This window comes from Pseudarthrobacter sp. HLT1-3 (assembly GCF_059383535.1).
The window spans coordinates 131,868-149,797 of record NZ_JBWZCJ010000005.1 but is presented as its reverse complement, the minus strand read 5'-3'; the positions used below and the strand labels follow the sequence as shown (position 1 = coordinate 149,797).

The 17,930-nt window shown below is 68.8% G+C and carries 11 protein-coding genes; 6 read left to right on the top strand and 5 right to left on the bottom strand.

What is annotated here, in order from left to right:
* Positions 1-4: 4 nt before the first annotated feature.
* Complete coding sequence (locus AC50X9_RS06490; protein WP_494891519.1) at positions 5-799, top strand: glycosyltransferase family 2 protein; 795 nt, start codon at positions 5-7, stop codon at positions 797-799.
* Between the two features lie 102 nt (positions 800-901).
* On the opposite strand, the gene AC50X9_RS06485 is transcribed toward AC50X9_RS06490, so the two are convergent.
* The gene (locus AC50X9_RS06485; RefSeq protein ID WP_494891517.1) at positions 902-1,048 is read right to left on the bottom strand and encodes a hypothetical protein; all 147 of its coding nucleotides are present in this window, start codon (positions 1,046-1,048) and stop codon (positions 902-904) included.
* Between the two features lie 658 nt (positions 1,049-1,706).
* On the opposite strand from AC50X9_RS06485, the gene AC50X9_RS06480 reads away from it, so the two are divergent.
* On the top strand, positions 1,707-4,442 hold the full coding sequence (locus tag AC50X9_RS06480; RefSeq protein ID WP_494891515.1) for a cation-translocating P-type ATPase: 2,736 nt from the start codon (positions 1,707-1,709) through the stop codon (positions 4,440-4,442).
* 106 nt (positions 4,443-4,548) lie between these two features.
* Positions 4,549-6,948, top strand: a complete 2,400-nt coding sequence (gene ppsA, locus AC50X9_RS06475; protein WP_494891513.1) for a phosphoenolpyruvate synthase — start codon at positions 4,549-4,551, stop codon at positions 6,946-6,948.
* Here ppsA and AC50X9_RS06470 read toward each other — a convergent pair.
* A complete protein-coding gene (locus tag AC50X9_RS06470) occupies positions 6,899-8,890 on the bottom strand; it encodes a heavy metal translocating P-type ATPase (protein ID WP_494891511.1) in 1,992 nt (663 codons plus the stop codon). The two genes, ppsA and AC50X9_RS06470, sit on opposite strands and share 50 nt — an antisense overlap.
* Before the next feature lie 171 nt (positions 8,891-9,061).
* Here AC50X9_RS06470 and AC50X9_RS06465 point away from each other — a divergent pair, with 171 nt between their 5' ends.
* From AC50X9_RS06465 to AC50X9_RS06455, 3 genes are all read left to right on the top strand, one after another.
* Positions 9,062-10,165 carry an SDR family oxidoreductase gene (locus AC50X9_RS06465; RefSeq protein ID WP_494891509.1) on the top strand — a complete coding sequence of 368 codons (1,104 nt, stop codon included), beginning with the start codon at positions 9,062-9,064 and terminating at the stop codon, positions 10,163-10,165.
* Between the two features lie 135 nt (positions 10,166-10,300).
* Positions 10,301-11,317, top strand: coding sequence for a polysaccharide deacetylase family protein (locus AC50X9_RS06460; RefSeq protein WP_494891507.1), 1,017 nt, complete (start codon positions 10,301-10,303; stop codon positions 11,315-11,317).
* A gap of 85 nt (positions 11,318-11,402) precedes the next feature.
* Positions 11,403-14,576, top strand: coding sequence for an HAD family hydrolase (locus AC50X9_RS06455; protein WP_494891505.1), 3,174 nt, complete (start codon positions 11,403-11,405; stop codon positions 14,574-14,576).
* Positions 14,577-14,612: 36 nt separating this feature from the next.
* Here the strand turns inward: AC50X9_RS06455 and AC50X9_RS06450 are convergent, their stop codons facing one another.
* From AC50X9_RS06450 to AC50X9_RS06440, 3 genes are all read right to left on the bottom strand, one after another.
* Positions 14,613-15,620, bottom strand: coding sequence for a zinc-dependent alcohol dehydrogenase family protein (locus AC50X9_RS06450; protein WP_494891503.1), 1,008 nt, complete (start codon positions 15,618-15,620; stop codon positions 14,613-14,615).
* A 63-nt stretch (positions 15,621-15,683) separates the two neighbouring features.
* Positions 15,684-16,592: a universal stress protein gene (locus AC50X9_RS06445; protein WP_494891501.1), complete on the bottom strand. Its 909-nt coding sequence runs from the start codon at positions 16,590-16,592 to the stop codon at positions 15,684-15,686.
* A 72-nt stretch (positions 16,593-16,664) separates the two neighbouring features.
* The gene (locus AC50X9_RS06440; protein ID WP_494891499.1) at positions 16,665-17,852 is read right to left on the bottom strand and encodes a YihY/virulence factor BrkB family protein; all 1,188 of its coding nucleotides are present in this window, start codon (positions 17,850-17,852) and stop codon (positions 16,665-16,667) included.
* Between the last annotated feature and the right edge of the window lie 78 nt (positions 17,853-17,930).

Here is a 17,930-nt window from a genome sequence, read left to right as displayed (position 1 = left end):
CGGAATGGCCGCCCTTGCCCTGCCGCTGCCCCGGGGGCACAGCCTCGACCGGATCGCCGTCGTGCTGCCTGCCCACAATGAGGAGGAGCACCTCAGCCGCGCGCTGGGCGCGGTGCAATGCGCCGCCGATACGCTGCACCGGCTCCGGCCCGAAGTCGAGGTCCGCGTGATCGTGGTGCTGGACAGCTGCAGCGACGGCTCCGCAGACATCGCGGCCCGGTACGCCGCGGCGGACCGGCGCTTCCGCGCCCTGGACGTGGATTTCCGCAACACCGGAGCCAGCCGCGCGGCCGGGGTCCGGGCCGCCGGGATCGGAACATCCCGGCGGAGACCGCCCGGCAAGCGGTGGACACCGCCGCCCTGGGCCGGCCGGACCTGGCTGGCCAACACGGACGCGGACTCGCAGGTCCCGGGAAACTGGCTGGTCCGCCAGCTGGAATTCGCCGAGGCCGGAGCCGACGCCGTGCTGGGCTCGGTGGAACCGGACCCCGCAGGGATGGACCCGGAGCTGCTCCGGAGCTGGCAGGAACGCCACCCCTTCGAGGAGGACCACCCGCACATTTACGGAGCCAACTTCGGCGTCAGGGCCTCCGCCTACCTGGCCGCCGGAGGCTTCCCGAAGCTCGCCTCGCAGGAGGACCGGACCCTGGTGCAAAGCCTGCGCAGCCGCGCGTTCACCGTCATGGCCACGGACAGCATGCGGGTGCTGACCTCAGGCCGGATCCACGCCCGGGCGCCGCACGGCTTCGGCGCCTATCTCCGGACGCTGGGACGGCACCGCGCGCCTGCCCTCGACTGATGCTGGCGCGTACGCTGGCGACCCGCCCTGCCGGTACAGGCCCCGCAAGGCCGTCGGGACCGATGCCGTGCCCGATCGGCTGAGGACCCCGTTCGCCTAGATTCATGGAAGGTGAGAGATGACCGGGGCAATATTGATAGCCCATACGACTATCCCAGCGGCGATCAGCACCAGGAGAATGCCGACGCCGAGGACGATCAAGGGCGCATTTTGATGGTTCCAGAAGCGTGTTTCGCGTTTTGGTGACATTGGTGGCACCTCAATGTTCGAGGGTTCCTAACTGGTGTTGCTTGTTTGAATGACAGCTGGAGCGGATTCTCCAGCGGCCAAGGGGCCGATTTACGGAAGACAGGCCTGCGTTGATGGCAACAGGACGGCCAGGACCGGAGGAAGTACGTGCCTGCGCAAAGTGATCATGCTGAGCCGCCACCATCAGTTGGTACACGTGCCATTCTTCTTGCGTCGGAAGGCCACGGCTCTCGCCGCCGACGCTCCAATAAGGTGCACCGGCCGTCGCGACCGCGGCAAACCCGGGTTCGAACAATAGTGGGCTCGCCGACTGTGTTCGTCATAAGGATCGCCTGTGAGATTGCTGTGTGAAACGGGTTGCCGATCCCGCGGCGTCGTCGCTGAGCGAAACCACTGCTGAGCGAGTTGATTGGAGTCGTCAGCCGAGGTCTGCAAACTCTGGCGCTTCTACCTTTACACTTCGTTTCTCTTCGCTTTTTGTCAATGGATTTGTTCTCGGGACAGGACACTCACAATGGTGTGGGCGCTTCTGGGCCCCCGGTGAGGCCCAGTGACCTTTGGCCCTAACGGCGCGCACCCGCGGGGGGCACCCTCAATCCCATGAGCTACCTGACCCGGGCCGGTCTCCGGTGTTACGCCTGAGCGTCCCCGGCCGGCCGTGACGCCGGAGGCTTCCGCCGGGGGGTCGAACGCCGCGGCGTTGCCGGGCGTTGCAGGACTGAGCTCCGCCGAGGCGGCCCGAAGACTCACTCAAGTCGGGGCGAACAAGCTTCCAGAGACCGGCACCGTCCCTGGCTGGCGGAGGCTGCTGGCCGAACTGACGCACTTTTTTGCCGTCCTGCTGTGGTGTGCCTCCGTGCTGGCCTACATGGCGGGTATGCCGCAGCTGGCGATCGCGATCGTTGTTGTCATCCTGGTGAACGGTATCTTCGCCTACATCCAACAGGAGCGCGCCCAGCACGCCGCCGCAAAGCTCCGCGAACTGCTCCCGGCCATGGTCTCGGTCCGCCGGGACAACCGCCTCATCAAGGTCCACACCACCGAGCTGGTGCCGGACGACGCCGTCGTACTGGTTGCCGGCGACCGGATTCCGGCGGACCTCCGGCTGGCCGTGGCGGCAGGCTGCTCCGTGGACGAATCGATGCTCACAGGTGAAAGCGAGGCCGTCGCCAAGGCACCCGGGGACAACGTCTTCGGCGGGACCTTCCTGGTCAACGGCCAGGCTGAAGGCGTGGTCGCGGGAACAGGCGCCAAGACCCGACTCGCCGAAATCGCCGCCCTGACGGGAAAAGTCAAGGCGCCGCCAAGCCCGCTCGCGCGGGAGCTGCAACGAATCGTCCGCATCACCGCCGCGATGGCCCTGGGCATTGGCGTGCTGTTTTTTGTGCTCTCCCTGTTGGTCGGAATCTCCTGGCGGGACGCCTTCTTGTTTGCCATCGGCGTGATGGTGGCGCTGGTGCCCGAGGGCCTGCTGCCCACGGTCACGCTGTCCCTGGCCGTCGGGGCGCAACGGATGGCGCAGCGCAACGCACTGGTCCGGAACCTGGAAGCGGTGGAAACCCTCGGCTCCACCACCTTCATTTGCACGGACAAAACCGGCACGCTGACCCAGAACCGGATGAACGCCGTCGAGGTCTGGACCCCGGCCGGGGTGCTCAGCGTCATCGGCGCAGGCTACGGGCCGGAGGCTGAGATCACCGGGACGGGAACCGGGGAGGCGCTGCACCTCAGCACCGCCGCGCTGGCCGCTTCCGTGGGCCGCGCGGTGCTCCACGAGGGGCAGTGGATCGCCGAGGGCGACCCCATGGAGGCCGCCATCCACGCGCTGGCCGTCCGGCTGGCAGCTGCCGGGCCAGGTCCCGGGTCGGCTCCAGCAGAGCCCGCGGTATCGCACCGCTTTGCCTTCGATCCCCGCCGGTTGCGGGAGTCCGCGATCGTGGGGACCACGCTGTATGTCAAGGGCGCCCCGGAGTCGGTGATTCCGTTGTGCGGCGGGGACGGAGTTGGAGACGGGGTCGGAGTTGGAGGCGGGGACGGAGGAGGTGGGGCCGGCGCCGGTGCGGCAGCGGGCGCCGCTGAGCCATCCGGTGCCGACCGGGCCCTGCAGATGGTCGACGAGATGGCCTCGCACGGTCTGCGGGTACTGGCCGTGGCCGAGCGGAGCCTGCCCGGACTGCCGGGCGCCAGCTTCAGGCTCGAGGAAGTTGAGCGCGGACTGACGCTGCTGGGGCTGATCGGGCTGCACGACCCGCCCCGGGCCGAGGTAAGGCTGGCACTCGAGGCGGCCCGCGGGGCCGGCATCAAGGTCGCCATGGTTACCGGCGACCATGCCTTCACGGCGGCCGCCATCGCCCGGGAAACCGGTTTGATCGGAACACCCGAGGTGGTACTGGAGGGACACAGCCTGCCCGAGGACGACGCCGTCCTGACCGCGCTGCTGGACCGCGACGGCGTCGTGGTCAGCCGCGTCACCCCCGAACAAAAGCTCCGGGTGGCCCGTCTGCTCCAGCGTCGCGGCCACGTGGTGGCGATGACGGGCGACGGCGTCAACGACGGTCCCGCCCTCCAGCAGGCCGACATCGGCGTGGCCATGGGGCTGAGCGGCACGGACGTGGCCCGTGAGGCGGCCGACCTCGTGCTGCTGGATGACGACTTTGCCACCATCATCGCGGCGGTGGAGCAGGGCCGCGCCACGTACGCGAACATCCGGCGTTTCCTGACCTACCACCTGACGGACAATGTCGCGGAGCTCACCCCCTTCGTGATCTGGGCACTGTCCGGCGGCCGCTTCCCGCTGGCGCTGAGCGTGCTGCAGATCCTCGCCCTGGACATCGGCACCGACCTGCTCCCCGCGCTGGCGCTGGGCAGTGAGGCTCCCAGCAAGGGGACGCTGAAACGCCCTCCGGAGCGCAGGCACCTGATGGACCGGGCGCTGATGTTCCGGGTGTTCGGCCTGCTGGGCCCGGTCGAGGCGCTTTTCGAAATGACGGCCTACACGGCGGTCCTGCTCGGCGCCGGCTGGACCCCCGGGGCGGAACTCCCCGCGGCGGACGTCCTGATGGCCGGCTCCGGCGCCGCGTTCACTACCGTGGTCCTGGCCCAGCTCGCCAACGCCTTCGCCTGCCGCAGCGCCTCGGTCCCGCCGTGGCGGCTCGGCTGGTTCACTAACCGGCTGCTGGTCTGGGCCGTGCTGGCCGAACTCGGCCTGCTGGCGGTGTTCCTGTTCCTTGGTCCGCTCGCCACCCTGCTGGGCCACGCACCGCCTTCGCCCGGCGGCCTGGCCGTCGCGCTCGCCGCCATCCCCGCCGTGCTGCTCGCGGACTGGCTGTACAAGATCGTGCGCCACCGCCGGGCCGGGCAGGACACAACCGTTACAAAGGTCCAAAGACTCTGACACCGGACGGCCCGCAGCCACAGGATGGGTCCAGAGGCGTCAGGCAGCAGCAGTTCACTACCGTGCCCGGCGCGCCCTTCCCGTTGCCGAAAGCAGGAGCTGCGACATGGCTGAATCCCCGGTGCTGTGGTTTGACGAGATCGGGATGGGCGATGTCCCGCAGGTGGGCGGCAAGAACGCCTCCCTCGGCGAACTCATCCAGTCCCTCAAAGCGAAGGGTGTGCGCGTGCCGGACGGCTTCGCCACCACCGCGGACGCCTACCGCCGGTTCCTCGAGGCCAACGGGATCGAGGCCGCGATGCGCGCGCGGATCCAGTCCTACCGGGCCGGCGAAACCTCCCTGCGCGCCACCGGGGAGGCCATCCGCGAGCTGTTCCTGGACAGTGAGTTCCCGGCGGACATTGCCGGGTCCATCCGCTCCCACTACCGGGAACTGGGGGAGCGAGCCGGACTGGACCGGCTCTCGGTCGCGGTCCGCAGCAGCGCCACCGCCGAGGACCTGCCGGACGCAAGCTTTGCCGGGCAGCAGGAGACGTTCCTTAACATCTCCGGGGAACGGGAGCTGCTGGACGCCTGCCGCCGCTGCTACGCCTCGCTTTTCACCGACCGGGCCATCAGCTACCGCGAGGTCAAGGGCTTTGACCACCTCGAGGTTGCGCTCTCCATCGGCGTGCAGCGGATGGTGCGTTCCGACGTCGGCGCCTCCGGCGTGATGTTTTCCATCGACACGGACTCCGGGTTCCCCCGCGTGGCGGTGATCAGCGCCGCCTGGGGCCTGGGCGAAACCGTGGTCCAGGGCACCATCAACCCGGACAAATACCTCGTGTTCAAGCCGCTTCTGGCGGAAGCCGCGGCCGCGGACGAAATCAGCCCGATTATCGAAAAGACCCTTGGTTCCAAGGAACGGAAGATGATCTACAGCCGGGGCGGCCACGCCCGCACCAAGATGGTGGACACCTCGGCAGCGGAACGCCGCGCGTTTGTCCTGGCCGACGCCGAGATCCTGGCGCTGGCGCGCTGGGCCGTTAGCGTTGAGGAGCACTACGCCCGGCCGATGGACATGGAGTGGGCCCGGGACGGCGTGACCGGGGAACTGTTTATGGTCCAGGCCCGGCCGGAGACGGTCCAGTCGCAGAAGGCGGGGTCGCGGTTCACCCTCCACCACCTGCTGGAGACCGGCACCGTGCTGGCCAGGGGCGCCGCGATCGGTGACTCCATCGCGCAGGGCACGGCGTGTGTGATCAGGAGCGCGGCCGACATCGAAAACTTCCGCGACGGCGCCATCCTGGTCACCGAAATGACCGACCCGGACTGGGTGCCGATCATGAAGCGGGCGGCCGGCATCGTCACCGACCACGGTGGCCCGACGAGCCACGCGGCGATCGTCAGCCGCGAACTCGGGGTCCCCGCCGTCGTCGGCACCGGGAACGCCACGACCGTGCTGGCGGAAGACCTGGCCGTGACGATCTCGTGCGCCGAGGGCGATGAAGGCCGCGTGTACGAGGGCAGCCTCGCCTACGACACCGAGGAGGTGGACCTGGGGGAACTGCCGGAGACGCACACCAAAGTCATGGTCAACATCGCCAGCCCCGCGGCGGCGTTCCAGTGGTGGCGGCTGCCGGCCGACGGCGTCGGGCTGGCCCGGATGGAATTCATCATCAGCAGCCTGATCCGGGTCCACCCGATGGCGCTGGTCCATCCCGAGCGGGTCACCGACCCCGGGGAAGCCGAGCAGATCCGCGCGCTGACCAGTGGCTACGCGGACCCGAAGGACTACTTTGTGGACGCCCTGGCCCGCGGCATCGCCAAAATCGCCGCTCCCTACCATCCCCGGCCGGTGATCGTCCGGCTCAGCGACTTCAAGACCAACGAGTATGCGCACCTGATCGGCGGGTCCGCGTTCGAGGAGCCGGAGGAGAACCCCATGCTTGGCTTCCGCGGCGCCTCCCGCTACTACGACGAGCGCTACCGGGAGGGATTCGCCCTGGAATGTGTGGCCCTCAAACGGGTCCGGGAACAGCTCGGGTTCGGCAACATCATCGTGATGATCCCGTTCTGCCGGACCCCGCAGGAAGCGGACCGGGTGCTGGCCGTGATGGCGGAGAACGGCCTGGTCCGCGGAGAGAACGGCCTGGAGGTTTACATGATGTGCGAGATTCCGTCCAACGTTGTCCTCGCCGAAAAATTCGCCACCCGCTTCGACGGCTTTTCCATCGGCTCCAACGACCTCACCCAGCTGGTCCTGGGCGTGGACCGGGATTCGGCGCAGCTCGCCGCGCTCTTCGATGAGCGGGACGAGGCCGTGATGGCGATGATCAGCGAAGCCATCCGCAAGGCCCATGCCGCCGGGATCAAGATCGGGATCTGCGGCCAGGGGCCCAGCAACCATCCCGAGTTCGCGGCGTTCCTGGTCAGCGAGGGCATCGACTCGATCTCGCTGAACCCGGACAGCTACCTCAAAACCGTTCCGCGGATCGCGGAAGCCGAGAGACAGGCCGCCCGGTAGCACCGACGTCGCCCTTGAGCCCCGGGCCCTTGGGTCCGGCGGTCTTCTTGCCGGCGGAGCTGCCGGAGCTTTTGCCCGGGCTGAGCGCGCGCAGCGCATTGAGGATCGTGGCCAGGTCCACCAGTTCCTGGGAGAGGGCACCTGCGATGGCGGGGACATAGCCGGCCATCGCCGCGACCATCAGCGCCACACTCAGCGCGATCCCGATCCAGATGCTCTGCAGCGCCACCTTGACGGTGCGCTGCCCGATCCGCACGGCGGACGCCACCTTGGACAGGTCATCCAGGATGATCACGACGTCGGCCGACTCGCCGGCCGCCGTCGAGCCGCGCGCGCCCATCGCGATCCCGACGTCGGCGACGGCCAGGACGGGCGCGTCGTTCACGCCGTCGCCGACCATCATGACCGGGCGGACGGGCAGCGAGCGGACGGCCTCGACCTTGTCCGGCGGCAGGCACTCGGCTCTGACATCGGTGAGCCCGGCTTCGTCCGCGATGTGCTCGGCGGTGGCGAGTGCGTCGCCGGTCAGCATGACCGTCCGGGTGACGCCGAGCCCGGTGAGTTCGGCCAGCGTGCGGCGGGCTTCCTTGCGGATCGGGTCGCTCATCACGAGGGACCCGGCGAATTCCCCGGCCACGCCCACGTAAATGGCGAGCTCGCCGCTGGCCAGTTCTGTTTCCGTGACGCCGGGGGCCGATTCAGCCACGAACTTGGGCTTGCCGACCACCACGTCGCGGCCGTCGAAGCGTGCCCGGACGCCGTGCGTGGCGAATTCGGTGGCCTCCGTGGCGGCTTCGAAGACCAGCCCGCGGGTCCGTGCGGCATCCATCACGGAGGCGGCGAGTACATGGGAGGAATACTGTTCGGCGGAGGCCGCCAGCCCGAGAACCTCGTCCTCGGTGAAGGAACCAGATGTCCGCACCCCGACGAGCGCGGGCCGGCCATAGGTCAGGGTGCCGGTCTTGTCGAAGGCGACGGTTTTGATCCGGCTCAGTTGTTCCAGCACGCCGGCGTATTTGACGATGATGCCGCCGCGCGCGGCACGGCTCATGCCGCCCAGGAAGGCCACGGGGGCGGCGATCAGCAGCGGGCACGGGGTGGCGACCACCAGCACTTCCGCGAACCGGGCCGGGCTGCCGCTGATGATCCAGCCGATCGCCCCCAGCAGGTAGGCCAGGGCGGTAAACGGAACGGCGTACCGGTCCGCGAGCCGCACCATGGGTGCCTTGCTGTCCGCGGCTTCCTTGACCAGGGCGACGATGCGGCTGTACTGCGAGTCCTCCATCAGGGCCGTGACCTGCATCCGGACGGCGGCTTCCCCGTTCAGGGAGCCGCTCATCAGTCCGTCGCCGGTGACCCGCTCCACCGGAAGGCTCTCGCCGGTGAGCGAGGACTCGTCCAGGGTGGCGGACTCGGAGAGCAGGATGCCGTCCAGCGGCACGACTTCCCCCGGCCTGACCAGCAGGATGTCGCCGATCCGGACATCGGTGGCGGCGACATCCTCGTGTTGGCCGCCTGCGTGGTTTTCGTCTGTATGGGTTCCGGCTGCGGGGGTGCCGGCTTCGGAGCTGCCGTTGCGTTCCCGGTGGGCCGTCTGCGGGACGCGTTCCAGCAGCGACGTCAGTTCCTTCTTGGCCCGGCCGGCAGCGAAGTCCTCGAGGGCTGTGCCGCCGGCCATCATCAGGACAATGATCATCGAGGCGATGAACTCGCCCACCAGGACGGTGCTTACGATCGCGGTGACCGCCAGGATGTCGATGCCCCACTGGCCGCCCATCAGCCTGCGGACCATGCCGACCCCCAGATAGACCGCCACTGCCAGGGCGTAGAGGCTGGCCGCGATCTGCGCTATCAGCGGCTGCCCGGACACCAGCAGAACCAGTACGGCCAGGAGGACGGCGAGGGTGCCCGCCACGAGCGGATACCGGAGCAAAAGTTTCACGGAGAGCCCGCCTTAGATTTCGCGTTGTGGACTACTTTGCATCCTACTGCGATGGGCTCCCCGGGAGGCCGGGCGGCTACAGGTTACGCCGCGCCGGCGGGCCGCCCCCGCGCAGGGGCGTGAGACGCTGGAGCGGGAAAGTTGGAGCGGGAAAGCAACAGGAGGCATAGCGTGCGAAGCAGTTCAGACACCGTTGAGACGAAGACTGCCCTTGTGGTTGGGGCCAGCGGGATTGCCGGATCGGCCCTGGTCGACAGGCTCGCGGATGAGGGCTGGGATGTCGTTGCACTGTCCCGCCGCCCGATTCAGCGCGGGGATGTTCGGCATGTGAGTGCGGACCTGAATTCAGTGGAGAACCTGCGGAAAGGCCTGGCCGGCGAGCGGCCGAGCCACGTGTTCTACACGGCGTGGTCACGGATGAGCACGGAACAGGAAAACATCGAGACCAACGCGGCTATGCTGCGGAACCTGCTCGCCAGCCTCAGCGGCCATCCGGTAAAGCACGTGGCGCTGATGACCGGGCTGAAGCACTATCTTGGGCCCTTTGAAGCGTATGCGGCGGGGGAGATGCCCGACACCCCGTTCCGCGAAAGCGAGCCGCGGCTGCCGACGCCCAACTTCTACTACGCCCAGGAGGACGAGTTGTGGGCTGCCGCCGGCAAGCAAGGCTTCGGCTGGTCCGTGCACCGGGCGCATACGGTGATCGGGCATGCGGTCGGCAATGCCATGAACATGGGCCTAACGCTCGCCGTCCAGGCATCCATCTGCAGGGAACTGGGGCAGCCGTTTATCTTCCCCGGGTCCGAGACGCAGTGGAACAGCCTCACCGATATGACGGACAGCGGGCTGCTGGCGGAACACATGATCTGGGCGGCCACTGCTGAGGGTGTGGGTGACGAGGCCTACAACATCGTCAACGGCGACATCTTCCGGTGGAGGCGCATGTGGCCCGCGCTGGCCGCCTATTTCGGCGTTGAGCCCGAAGGGTACGCCGGCCAACCCCGCCCGCTGGAACAACAGATGCTCGGCAGGGAGGGGGAGTGGGCTGACATCGCTGCCCGCCATGGCTTGGCCGAACCCGATCTTTCGCGGGTCGCCTCCTGGTGGCACACCGACGGTGATCTGGGCCGGAACCTGGAAGTGGTCACCGACATGAGCAAGAGCCGCCTTGCAGGCTTCACCGGGTACCGGCGAACGGAAGACTCGTTCATCCGCCTGTTCGACCGGTGCCGGGCCGACCGCCTGATTCCCGCAGCGCCCTCCGGCTCAGCCTAAGCAACGCGGGGTCAGACCGCGCCCATCCGAGGGGTCAACATGGGCGCGGAGTGACCCCGCGTTGCATGGGGGTTTTGACGGGCGCTGGGCACTTTAGCCCTACTCCGGCCGTGGCCGCTGGTGCCACTGTGAGGCATGTGGGCGATCTTTTCGGGGGACCGGCGCCGGTGGCTGGCGGCCGCGGCTGCGGTGCTGTTGCTGGCCGCCGCGGTGGTGCTGGGCGTCGTCTTTTCGTCCGGGCCGCCCTCAGCCAGTCCGACGCCGGCAGCCACTTCGCCGTCGCTCCCGGCCACCGCCAGCCCGTCGAGTAGCCCGTCGGACAGCCCTTCGGACCTTCCGGTGCCAGCGTCGCCGTCGGAAACCCCGGCCCCCGGCCCCAGCGGAACGGCTACGGCCGCCCCCGCCCCGGTTTCACCTGCCCCGCCCCCGGCACCCCCTGCGCCCGGACCCCTGGCGCCGCCACCGCCGCCACCGCCCGCTCCCGAACCGCCGGCCCCGGCACCCGCCGCACCGTTCCCCGCCGCGCTCGCCGGACGCGACCTCGAGGTGATCCCGGGCGCCGGGACAGTCGTGGCGCTGACGTTCGACGCCGGAGCCAACTCCGCGGGGCTGCCTCGCATCCTGCAGACCCTGGCCGCCACCGGGGTGCGCGGCACCTTCTTCCTCACCGGCAACTGGGCCGCCGCCAACCCCGCGGGCGTCGCCGCGATCGTGGCGGGCGGCCACCGGGTCGGCAACCATTCGATGACCCACCCGGGCTTCACCGGGCTCCCCGACGCCGCCATCCGGGACCAGCTGTCGGGAGCCGAACAGGCCATCAAGGCCGGCGGAGCGGACCCGCGGCCGCTGTTCCGCTTCCCCCTCGGCGACCGCGACGCCCGGACCATCGCCACCGTCAACGCCCAGGGCTACCTCCCCGTCCGCTGGACCGTTGACAGCCTGGGCTGGAAGGGCAGCAGCGGAGGGATCACTGCGCAAATCGTGGCGGACCGCGTGCTCGCCCGGCTTCAGCCCGGCGAGATCGTGCTGATGCACGTCGGCTCCAACCCCGACGACGGGACCACCCTCGACGCCGACGCGCTGCCCGGGATGATCGACCGGATCCGCCAGGCAGGCTACGGCTTCACCACTCTCGATGCGCTGCTGGGCTGACCGCGGCCATGGAGGCCCGGTGCCGGCAGGAAATCGCGGCAGAACGACACTGTCGCGGCGGCCGGATGCCTGATACGACTGAGCCATGACGGAGTCGCCCACCCTTGCCGCCGCCCTGGCGCCGGTCGATGCCGTGATCTTCGACCTCGACGGCGTGGTCACGGACACCGCGGAACTCCGCGCCGCAGCCTGGCAGCACCTCTTTGACGACGTCCTGCAGGACCCGCGGCTTCCCGCCGGGACACGGCGGGAGCCGTTCAGCACCGACGACTACCGGGACCTCGTCGCCGGCCGGACCGGGGAGGACGCGGTCACAACGTTTCTTCGCTCCCGCGGCGCAGCCATCCCGCTGGGCTCACCGTCGGATGGCTCCGCGGACTGGACCGCTTTCGGCCTCGCGGCCCGCCAGAGCGAACTGTTCGACAAGCTTCTCAGCAGCAACCCGGTCAGGGCCTTTACCGGCACTGCCGAACTGCTCAGCCGGCTGAAGGCAGGCCGGATTCCCGTAGTGCTGGCCACCTCCGCAAAGAACGCTGGCGCGCTGCTAACCGCAGCCGGCCTCGGGGACGCCTTCGACCACATCATCGACGGGCAGACAGCCCTTGACCGGGATGTCGCGGGAAAACCTGCCCCCGCGCTGCCCCTGGAAGCGGTGCGCCGGCTCCAGATCCTGCCGGCCCGGGCGATGGTTATCGAGGAATCAGTCGCCGGAATCGAGGCAGGCCGTCGCGGCGGCTTCGGGCTGGTCGTCGGCATCGACCGCGCCGGACGCCGAGACCTACTGGAAGCGGCGGGGGCCGACGTCGTCGTCGAAGATGTCGGCCAACTGGACATTGGACTTGCCATCACGCACCCGTGGCTGCTGGTCTACGAGGGCTTCGACCCGGCGCACGAAGGCCACCGTGAAGCCCTCACTACCCTGGGCAACGGTTACCTGGCCACCCGCGGCGCCGCCCCCGAACACCGCGCCGGGGCAGTGCATTATCCCGGCAGCTATCTCGCCGGCGTCTACAACAGCCTGCGCAGTGTTGTGATGGACCAGGAAACCGTCGACGAGCACATGGTCAACATCCCCGACTGGCTGCCGCTGGACCTCCGGATCGGCGAGGGCCGGTGGTGGTCCGAGGGCGGGTTATCCCTCCGCAGCGAGCGGCGCACCCTGGACCTGAAGCACGCGGTGCTGATCCGCGAGGCGCTTCTGGAGGACAACGCCGGCCGCCAGCTCCAGCTGCGGCAGCGCCGACTCGTGTCCATGGCCACGCCGAACCTCGCCGCCCTGGAAACCGTGATCACTGCTGTCGGCTGGGACGGCGCCGTCAGCATCCGCAGCGGCTGTGACACGGACGTCACCAACGCCAACGTCCCCGATGACGAGGCGCTGTCGAACCGGCACCTGGGGTCCGTCAACATTGCCGCTTCCACTGCCGGTCCTGGCGCCGCCGACCTTACCGTGGAAGTCCGGACCGTCACCAGCGGGATCGGAATCGCCCTCGCGCTCCGGACCGAAGTCTCCGGGTCCGATCGACCGGCCGGGGCCGGGGTTCCCGACGTGTTGGGCGGGCTGCAAGCGCACCGCTTCGAGCTTTCCCTGGCAGCCGGGGAGCCGCTGACCGTGCTCAAAACCGTGGCCGTGGCCTCCTCGCGCGACCACGCCATCGCCTCGCCGCTGGCGGCAGCCGGGGCCGTCCTGGCCCGCGCCCCACGCAGTTTTACGGCGCTCCAGGCCGAGCACGAGGCGGCATGGGAGGTTTTGCTCGCTCCCTTCGTCATCGAGCTCGAGGACGGCTCACAGACGCAGCTCATCCTCAACCTGCACGTCTTCCATCTGCTGCAGACGCTCACCACCCACACCGCCGAACTGGACGCGGGCGTACCGGCCCGCGGACTGCATGGCGAGGGCTATCGGGGGCACGTCTTCTGGGATGAACTCTTCGTTCTCCCGCTGTTGAACTCCAGGTTGCCGTCGCTCGCGCGGGAGCTGGTCGATTACCGGTGGCGGCGGCTCGGCGCAGCACGGGACGCAGCCCGGGCAGCGGGGTTGAAGGGGGCAATGTTCCCGTGGCAAAGCGGCAGCGACGGCACCGAACAGACGCCCAAGCTGTTGTTCAACAGGCTGTCCGGGCGCTGGATGCAGGACCATTCCCGGCTCCAGCGGCATGTTGGCCTCGCCGTCGCCTACAACGCCTGGCAATACTTCGAGTCCACCCAGGACCGCGGGTGGCTGACCGAACACGGCGCGGAAATCATCGTCGACGTCGCCCGGCTGTTCGCGTCGATGGCGGAGTTTGACCCGGCGGAAGACCGCTTCCACCTCCGGGGCGTCATGGGCCCGGATGAATACCACACCGGAAACCCGGGCGACCCGGGCGGCGGACTGAACGACAACGCGTACACCAACGTCATGGCAGCCTGGGTGTTCGATCAGGCGGTCTGGGTCATGCATTCAGTCCGAGGTTTTGACATGGAGGAACTGCGTATCCGGTTGCTGGTCACCGCCGCCGAGATCGAGGTCTGGGAACACCTCAGCCGCCGCATGTTCGTTCCGTTCCACGACGACGGCGTCCTCAGCCAGTTCGACGGCTACGAAGCGCTCCGGGAACTTGACTGGAAGCATTACCGCCGGACTTACGGGCTCATTGAGCGGCTGGACCTGATCCTGGAGGCGGAAGGGGACAGCGCCAATCACTACCGGCTGGCCAAACAGGCGGACGTCCTGATGCTGTTGTATGTCCTGGGCGAGGACCAGCTCATCCAGTTCCTGGCCCGGATGGGCTATGCCGTCACCTCCGCTCAGATGGCTGCCACGGTGGACTTCTACCTGGCCAGGACGGCGCACGGGTCCACCCTCAGCCGGGTGGCCCACGCGTCTGTACTGGCGCAGCGGGATCCCGAGCGGGCGTGGGCGGTGTTCCGGGAGGCCCTGGACGCGGACCTGGATGACACCCAGGGCGGGACCACCAGCTCCGGCATCCATCTGGGTGCGATGGCCGGGACGATCGACGTCATCCAACGCAGTTTCGCCGGGCTGCGGATCACACGGGATGCCATCGACTTCGCGCCCCGGTTGCCCAAAGAGCTCAGCCGGGTGAAATTCCAGGTCCGCTACCGGGACCAGATGCTCGCGGTCCATCTGGAACGCGACCGCCTGCTGGTGTCGGCGGCCCCCGGCGACGCCGCCCCGGTGCTGGTGCGGGTCGGCACCCAGCGGGTGCTGCTCCGGGCCGGCCAGGACCACGTGTTCCTGCGCCAGGACGGCTGAACCGGGACGGCTGCGTGGGATGCGCCGGGATGCCGGCTACGGGGAGTCCATCCGGAGTACGGCAGCGCCCGTGATCCGGTCCTCCGACAGGTCCAGCAGGGCCTGGTCCGCGGCCGCGAACGGATAGGGCACCGTCGTCGGGCGCAGCGGGATCTCCGCGGCGATGCGGAAGAACTCCTCGCCGTCGGCCCTCGTGTTGGCCGTGACACTGCGCAGCTGGCGTTCCTGGAACAGTTCTGTGGCGTAATGCAGCGGCGGGATATCGCTCAGGTGGATACCGGCGACGGCCAGGATGCCACCCCGGTCCAGGGCCCGCAGGGCCACCGGAACCAGAGCGCCGGCCGGGGCAAAGAGGATGGCGGAGTCCAGCGGATCCGGCGGCTGCTCGTCGGCGGCGCCGGCAAAAGTCGCCCCCAGCTCGAGGGCTAGGCGGCGCGCCTCCTCCGACCGGGTCATCACGTACACCCGCGCGCCCTGGAAGAGGGCAATCTGTGCTGCGAGGTGCGCGGATCCGCCGAATCCGTAGATGCCCAGCCGGCCACCGATGGGCAGCTCGGCGCGGCACAGCGCGCGGTAGCCGATGATCCCCGCGCAGAGCAGAGGTGCGGCCTCCTCACCCGAGAAGCCCGACGGGAGCCGGTAGGCGAAGTCTTCGGCCACCGTGATGAGTTCGGCATAGCCGCCGTCGCGGTCCCAGCCTGTGAACACGGGGGAGAGGCAGAGATTCTCCGCCCCCCGGAGGCAGAAGCGGCACGAGCCGCAGGTCCCGCCCAGCCAGGAAACACCGACCCGGTCGCCAGGGGAGAACCGCGTGGCGCTGGACCCGGCCGCGATGACTTCGCCGACGACTTCATGGCCCGGGATGACGCCGGGGCGCCGCGGAGCGAGGTCACCCTCGGCCAGATGAAGGTCAGTCCGGCAGACGCCGCACACATGGACCCGCAGCAGCACCTCCCCGGGGCCCGGACGTGGATCGGGGCACTCGTCCGCAACCAGCGGGCCGCTTCTCATCGGCCCGGGCTGTCCTACCCGCCAGGCTCGCACGGGTGTCCTCCTCTGTTAGAACCTCCAGCTCCCCTCTGAAGGCGGTGGTCCGGTGGGGCGGGGTCAGCGCGTGGTCAGGACATTGCAGCGCGCCTTGTTCAGGACGGCCGTGACGGTGTTGCCCGGGCCGCCCTCGCGGTTGTGGGTTCCGATCACCAGTACCTCGGTGTCGCTGGCGGCCGCCAGCAGTTCTTTGGACGCCGCGCGACCTTCCCGCAGGTCGGCTGAGATCAACAGCTGCGGGGCAAGGCTTCGGGCCTCCTCCAGTGTGTGTTCCAACAGTTCCTGGCCGCGCAGCGGGCTGTGCCGGCCGTGGCCTTCGCCGGCGCCGCCGCGGCTCTGGTCGATGTGGACGATCCGCAGGGATGTACCCAGCACTGCCGCCAGCTCGGCGGCGCCAGCCAGCGCTTCGGAGCTTCTGGACGTCCCGTCGACGCCCACGACGACGGGGGCCACCGGCCCGCCGGGGCTGCGCCGGCGGCGGATGACCATCAGGGGGCAGGGGGAGGAGGCCGCCGGCTCGAGGCAGACTGACCCGGCCACGTGCCCGAGCACACTGCCGAGACCGCGGCTGCTGACCACCAGGAGCCGCGCGTCACGGGCCGCATCGCGCAGCACCGGCGCCGGGAGTCCGGCTTCCATAGTGCCCTCGACGTCGGGGGCGGTTTCGGCTGCCGTCTCCACGGTGGGTCCCGCCGGCGCCCGGGCGGCGGCGCGGGCAGTGCGGGCCAGTTCGACGCCGTCGGCCAGGATGGATTCGGCTGAGTGCCGCAGTCCACTGCCTTCCACGCCCGGGACCGGGCCGAGCTTTTTCGTGAACACGGGCCACACCCAGGCGTGGACTACCCGGAGCGGGTAGTTACCGGCGGCCGCGTACTCCGCGGCCCACCGGACGGCCTCTTTCGCTGCCTCTGACCCGTCGTAGCCCACGGCGACGGTGGTGCGTTCCTGCCCTGCCGCGGGTGCCGTCATCCGTCCTCCCGGTCAGCCCTGTCCGCCTCCGGGCGGTGTTTTGCCCATTAGAACGCAAAGGGCGGGAAAGGGCTAGTGGCTTTCGTCCCGCGGGTTGCGCGGACCCGAATCCTGAATGTGACCGCTTTCCTGGGTGGCACCCGTGCGCCGGGCTGGCTCCGATGCAGTGTCCTCGCCGCTTCGTTCACGCAGTTCACGGCCGCGCTGGATGTCTTCCTCTTCACGGGCCTGCAGCTTGTCGCTTTGTTTGGTGTCCCGGGGCGGGAGCTGGATGGTTTCCTCTGCTTCGATGCCGGCCTGGAGCTGGCGGCCACGTTCCATCTCGGCGTCGAACTCAGCTCCGAACAGCAGCGACATGTTCAGGATCCAGAGCCAGAGCAGCGAGATGATCACGCCGCCGATCGTGCCGTAGGTCTCGTTGTAGCTGCTGAAGTTGGCCACGTAGAACCCGAAGGCCAGGGAGGCGAGCAGGAAGATCACCAGGGCGATGAAGGAACCCAGGCTCATCCAGCGGAACTTGGGCTGCTTCACGTTGGGGGTGGCGTAGTAGAGGATGGCGATTGTGAGGACTACAAGCAGCACCATGAAGGGCCACTTGAGGATGTTCCAGACAACGAGGACAGTCCCGCCCAGACCGATCATCCTGCCGACGGACTCTGCTACCGGCCCGCTCAGGACGAGCATGGCGGCCAGGACGAGGACGATGAGTACAGTTACGATCGTGACCGCGAGCATGGTGCCCCGAAGCTTGATGAACGGCCGGCCTTCGTCGACTTCGTAGATCCGGTTCATGGCCCGGCCAAACGCGCCGACATAGCCGGACGCGGACCAGAGTGCGGTGACGATGCCGAGCACCAGGGTAAGGCCTGCGGCGGAGGAGCCGGTCAGCTGCTGGACCGGTTCGCGGATGGCGTCCACGGTGTCGGCGGGGGCGAATCCTGAGATGATTTCCAGCAACGCGCCGGTGGTTTTCCCGGCGTCGCCGAAGATGCCCAGCAGGGATACCAGGGCCAGCAGGGCCGGGAAAATGGAGAGCACGGAATAGTAGGTTAGGGCCGCGGCGAGGTCCGGGCACTGGTCCTTGGTGAATTCTCGATACGTTTTCCTGGCGATGTACTTCCACGACGGTTTGGTGACATCGGTAGGGCTGTCCGGCTTGCGCGGGTCGTCCGGATGGGGCGCCGTGCGGGCCTTGGCGGTGCTGCTCTCCTGGGTTTCGGCGTCTGCCCCAGTGTCTGCGGTGGCGGGATTCTTTGCCATGGGAATTCTTCCTCTACGGGTTAAGTGCGACGGCCGGCCCGTCCGGCGCGTGAGCGCAGGAGGGCCGGCCGGTTCAAG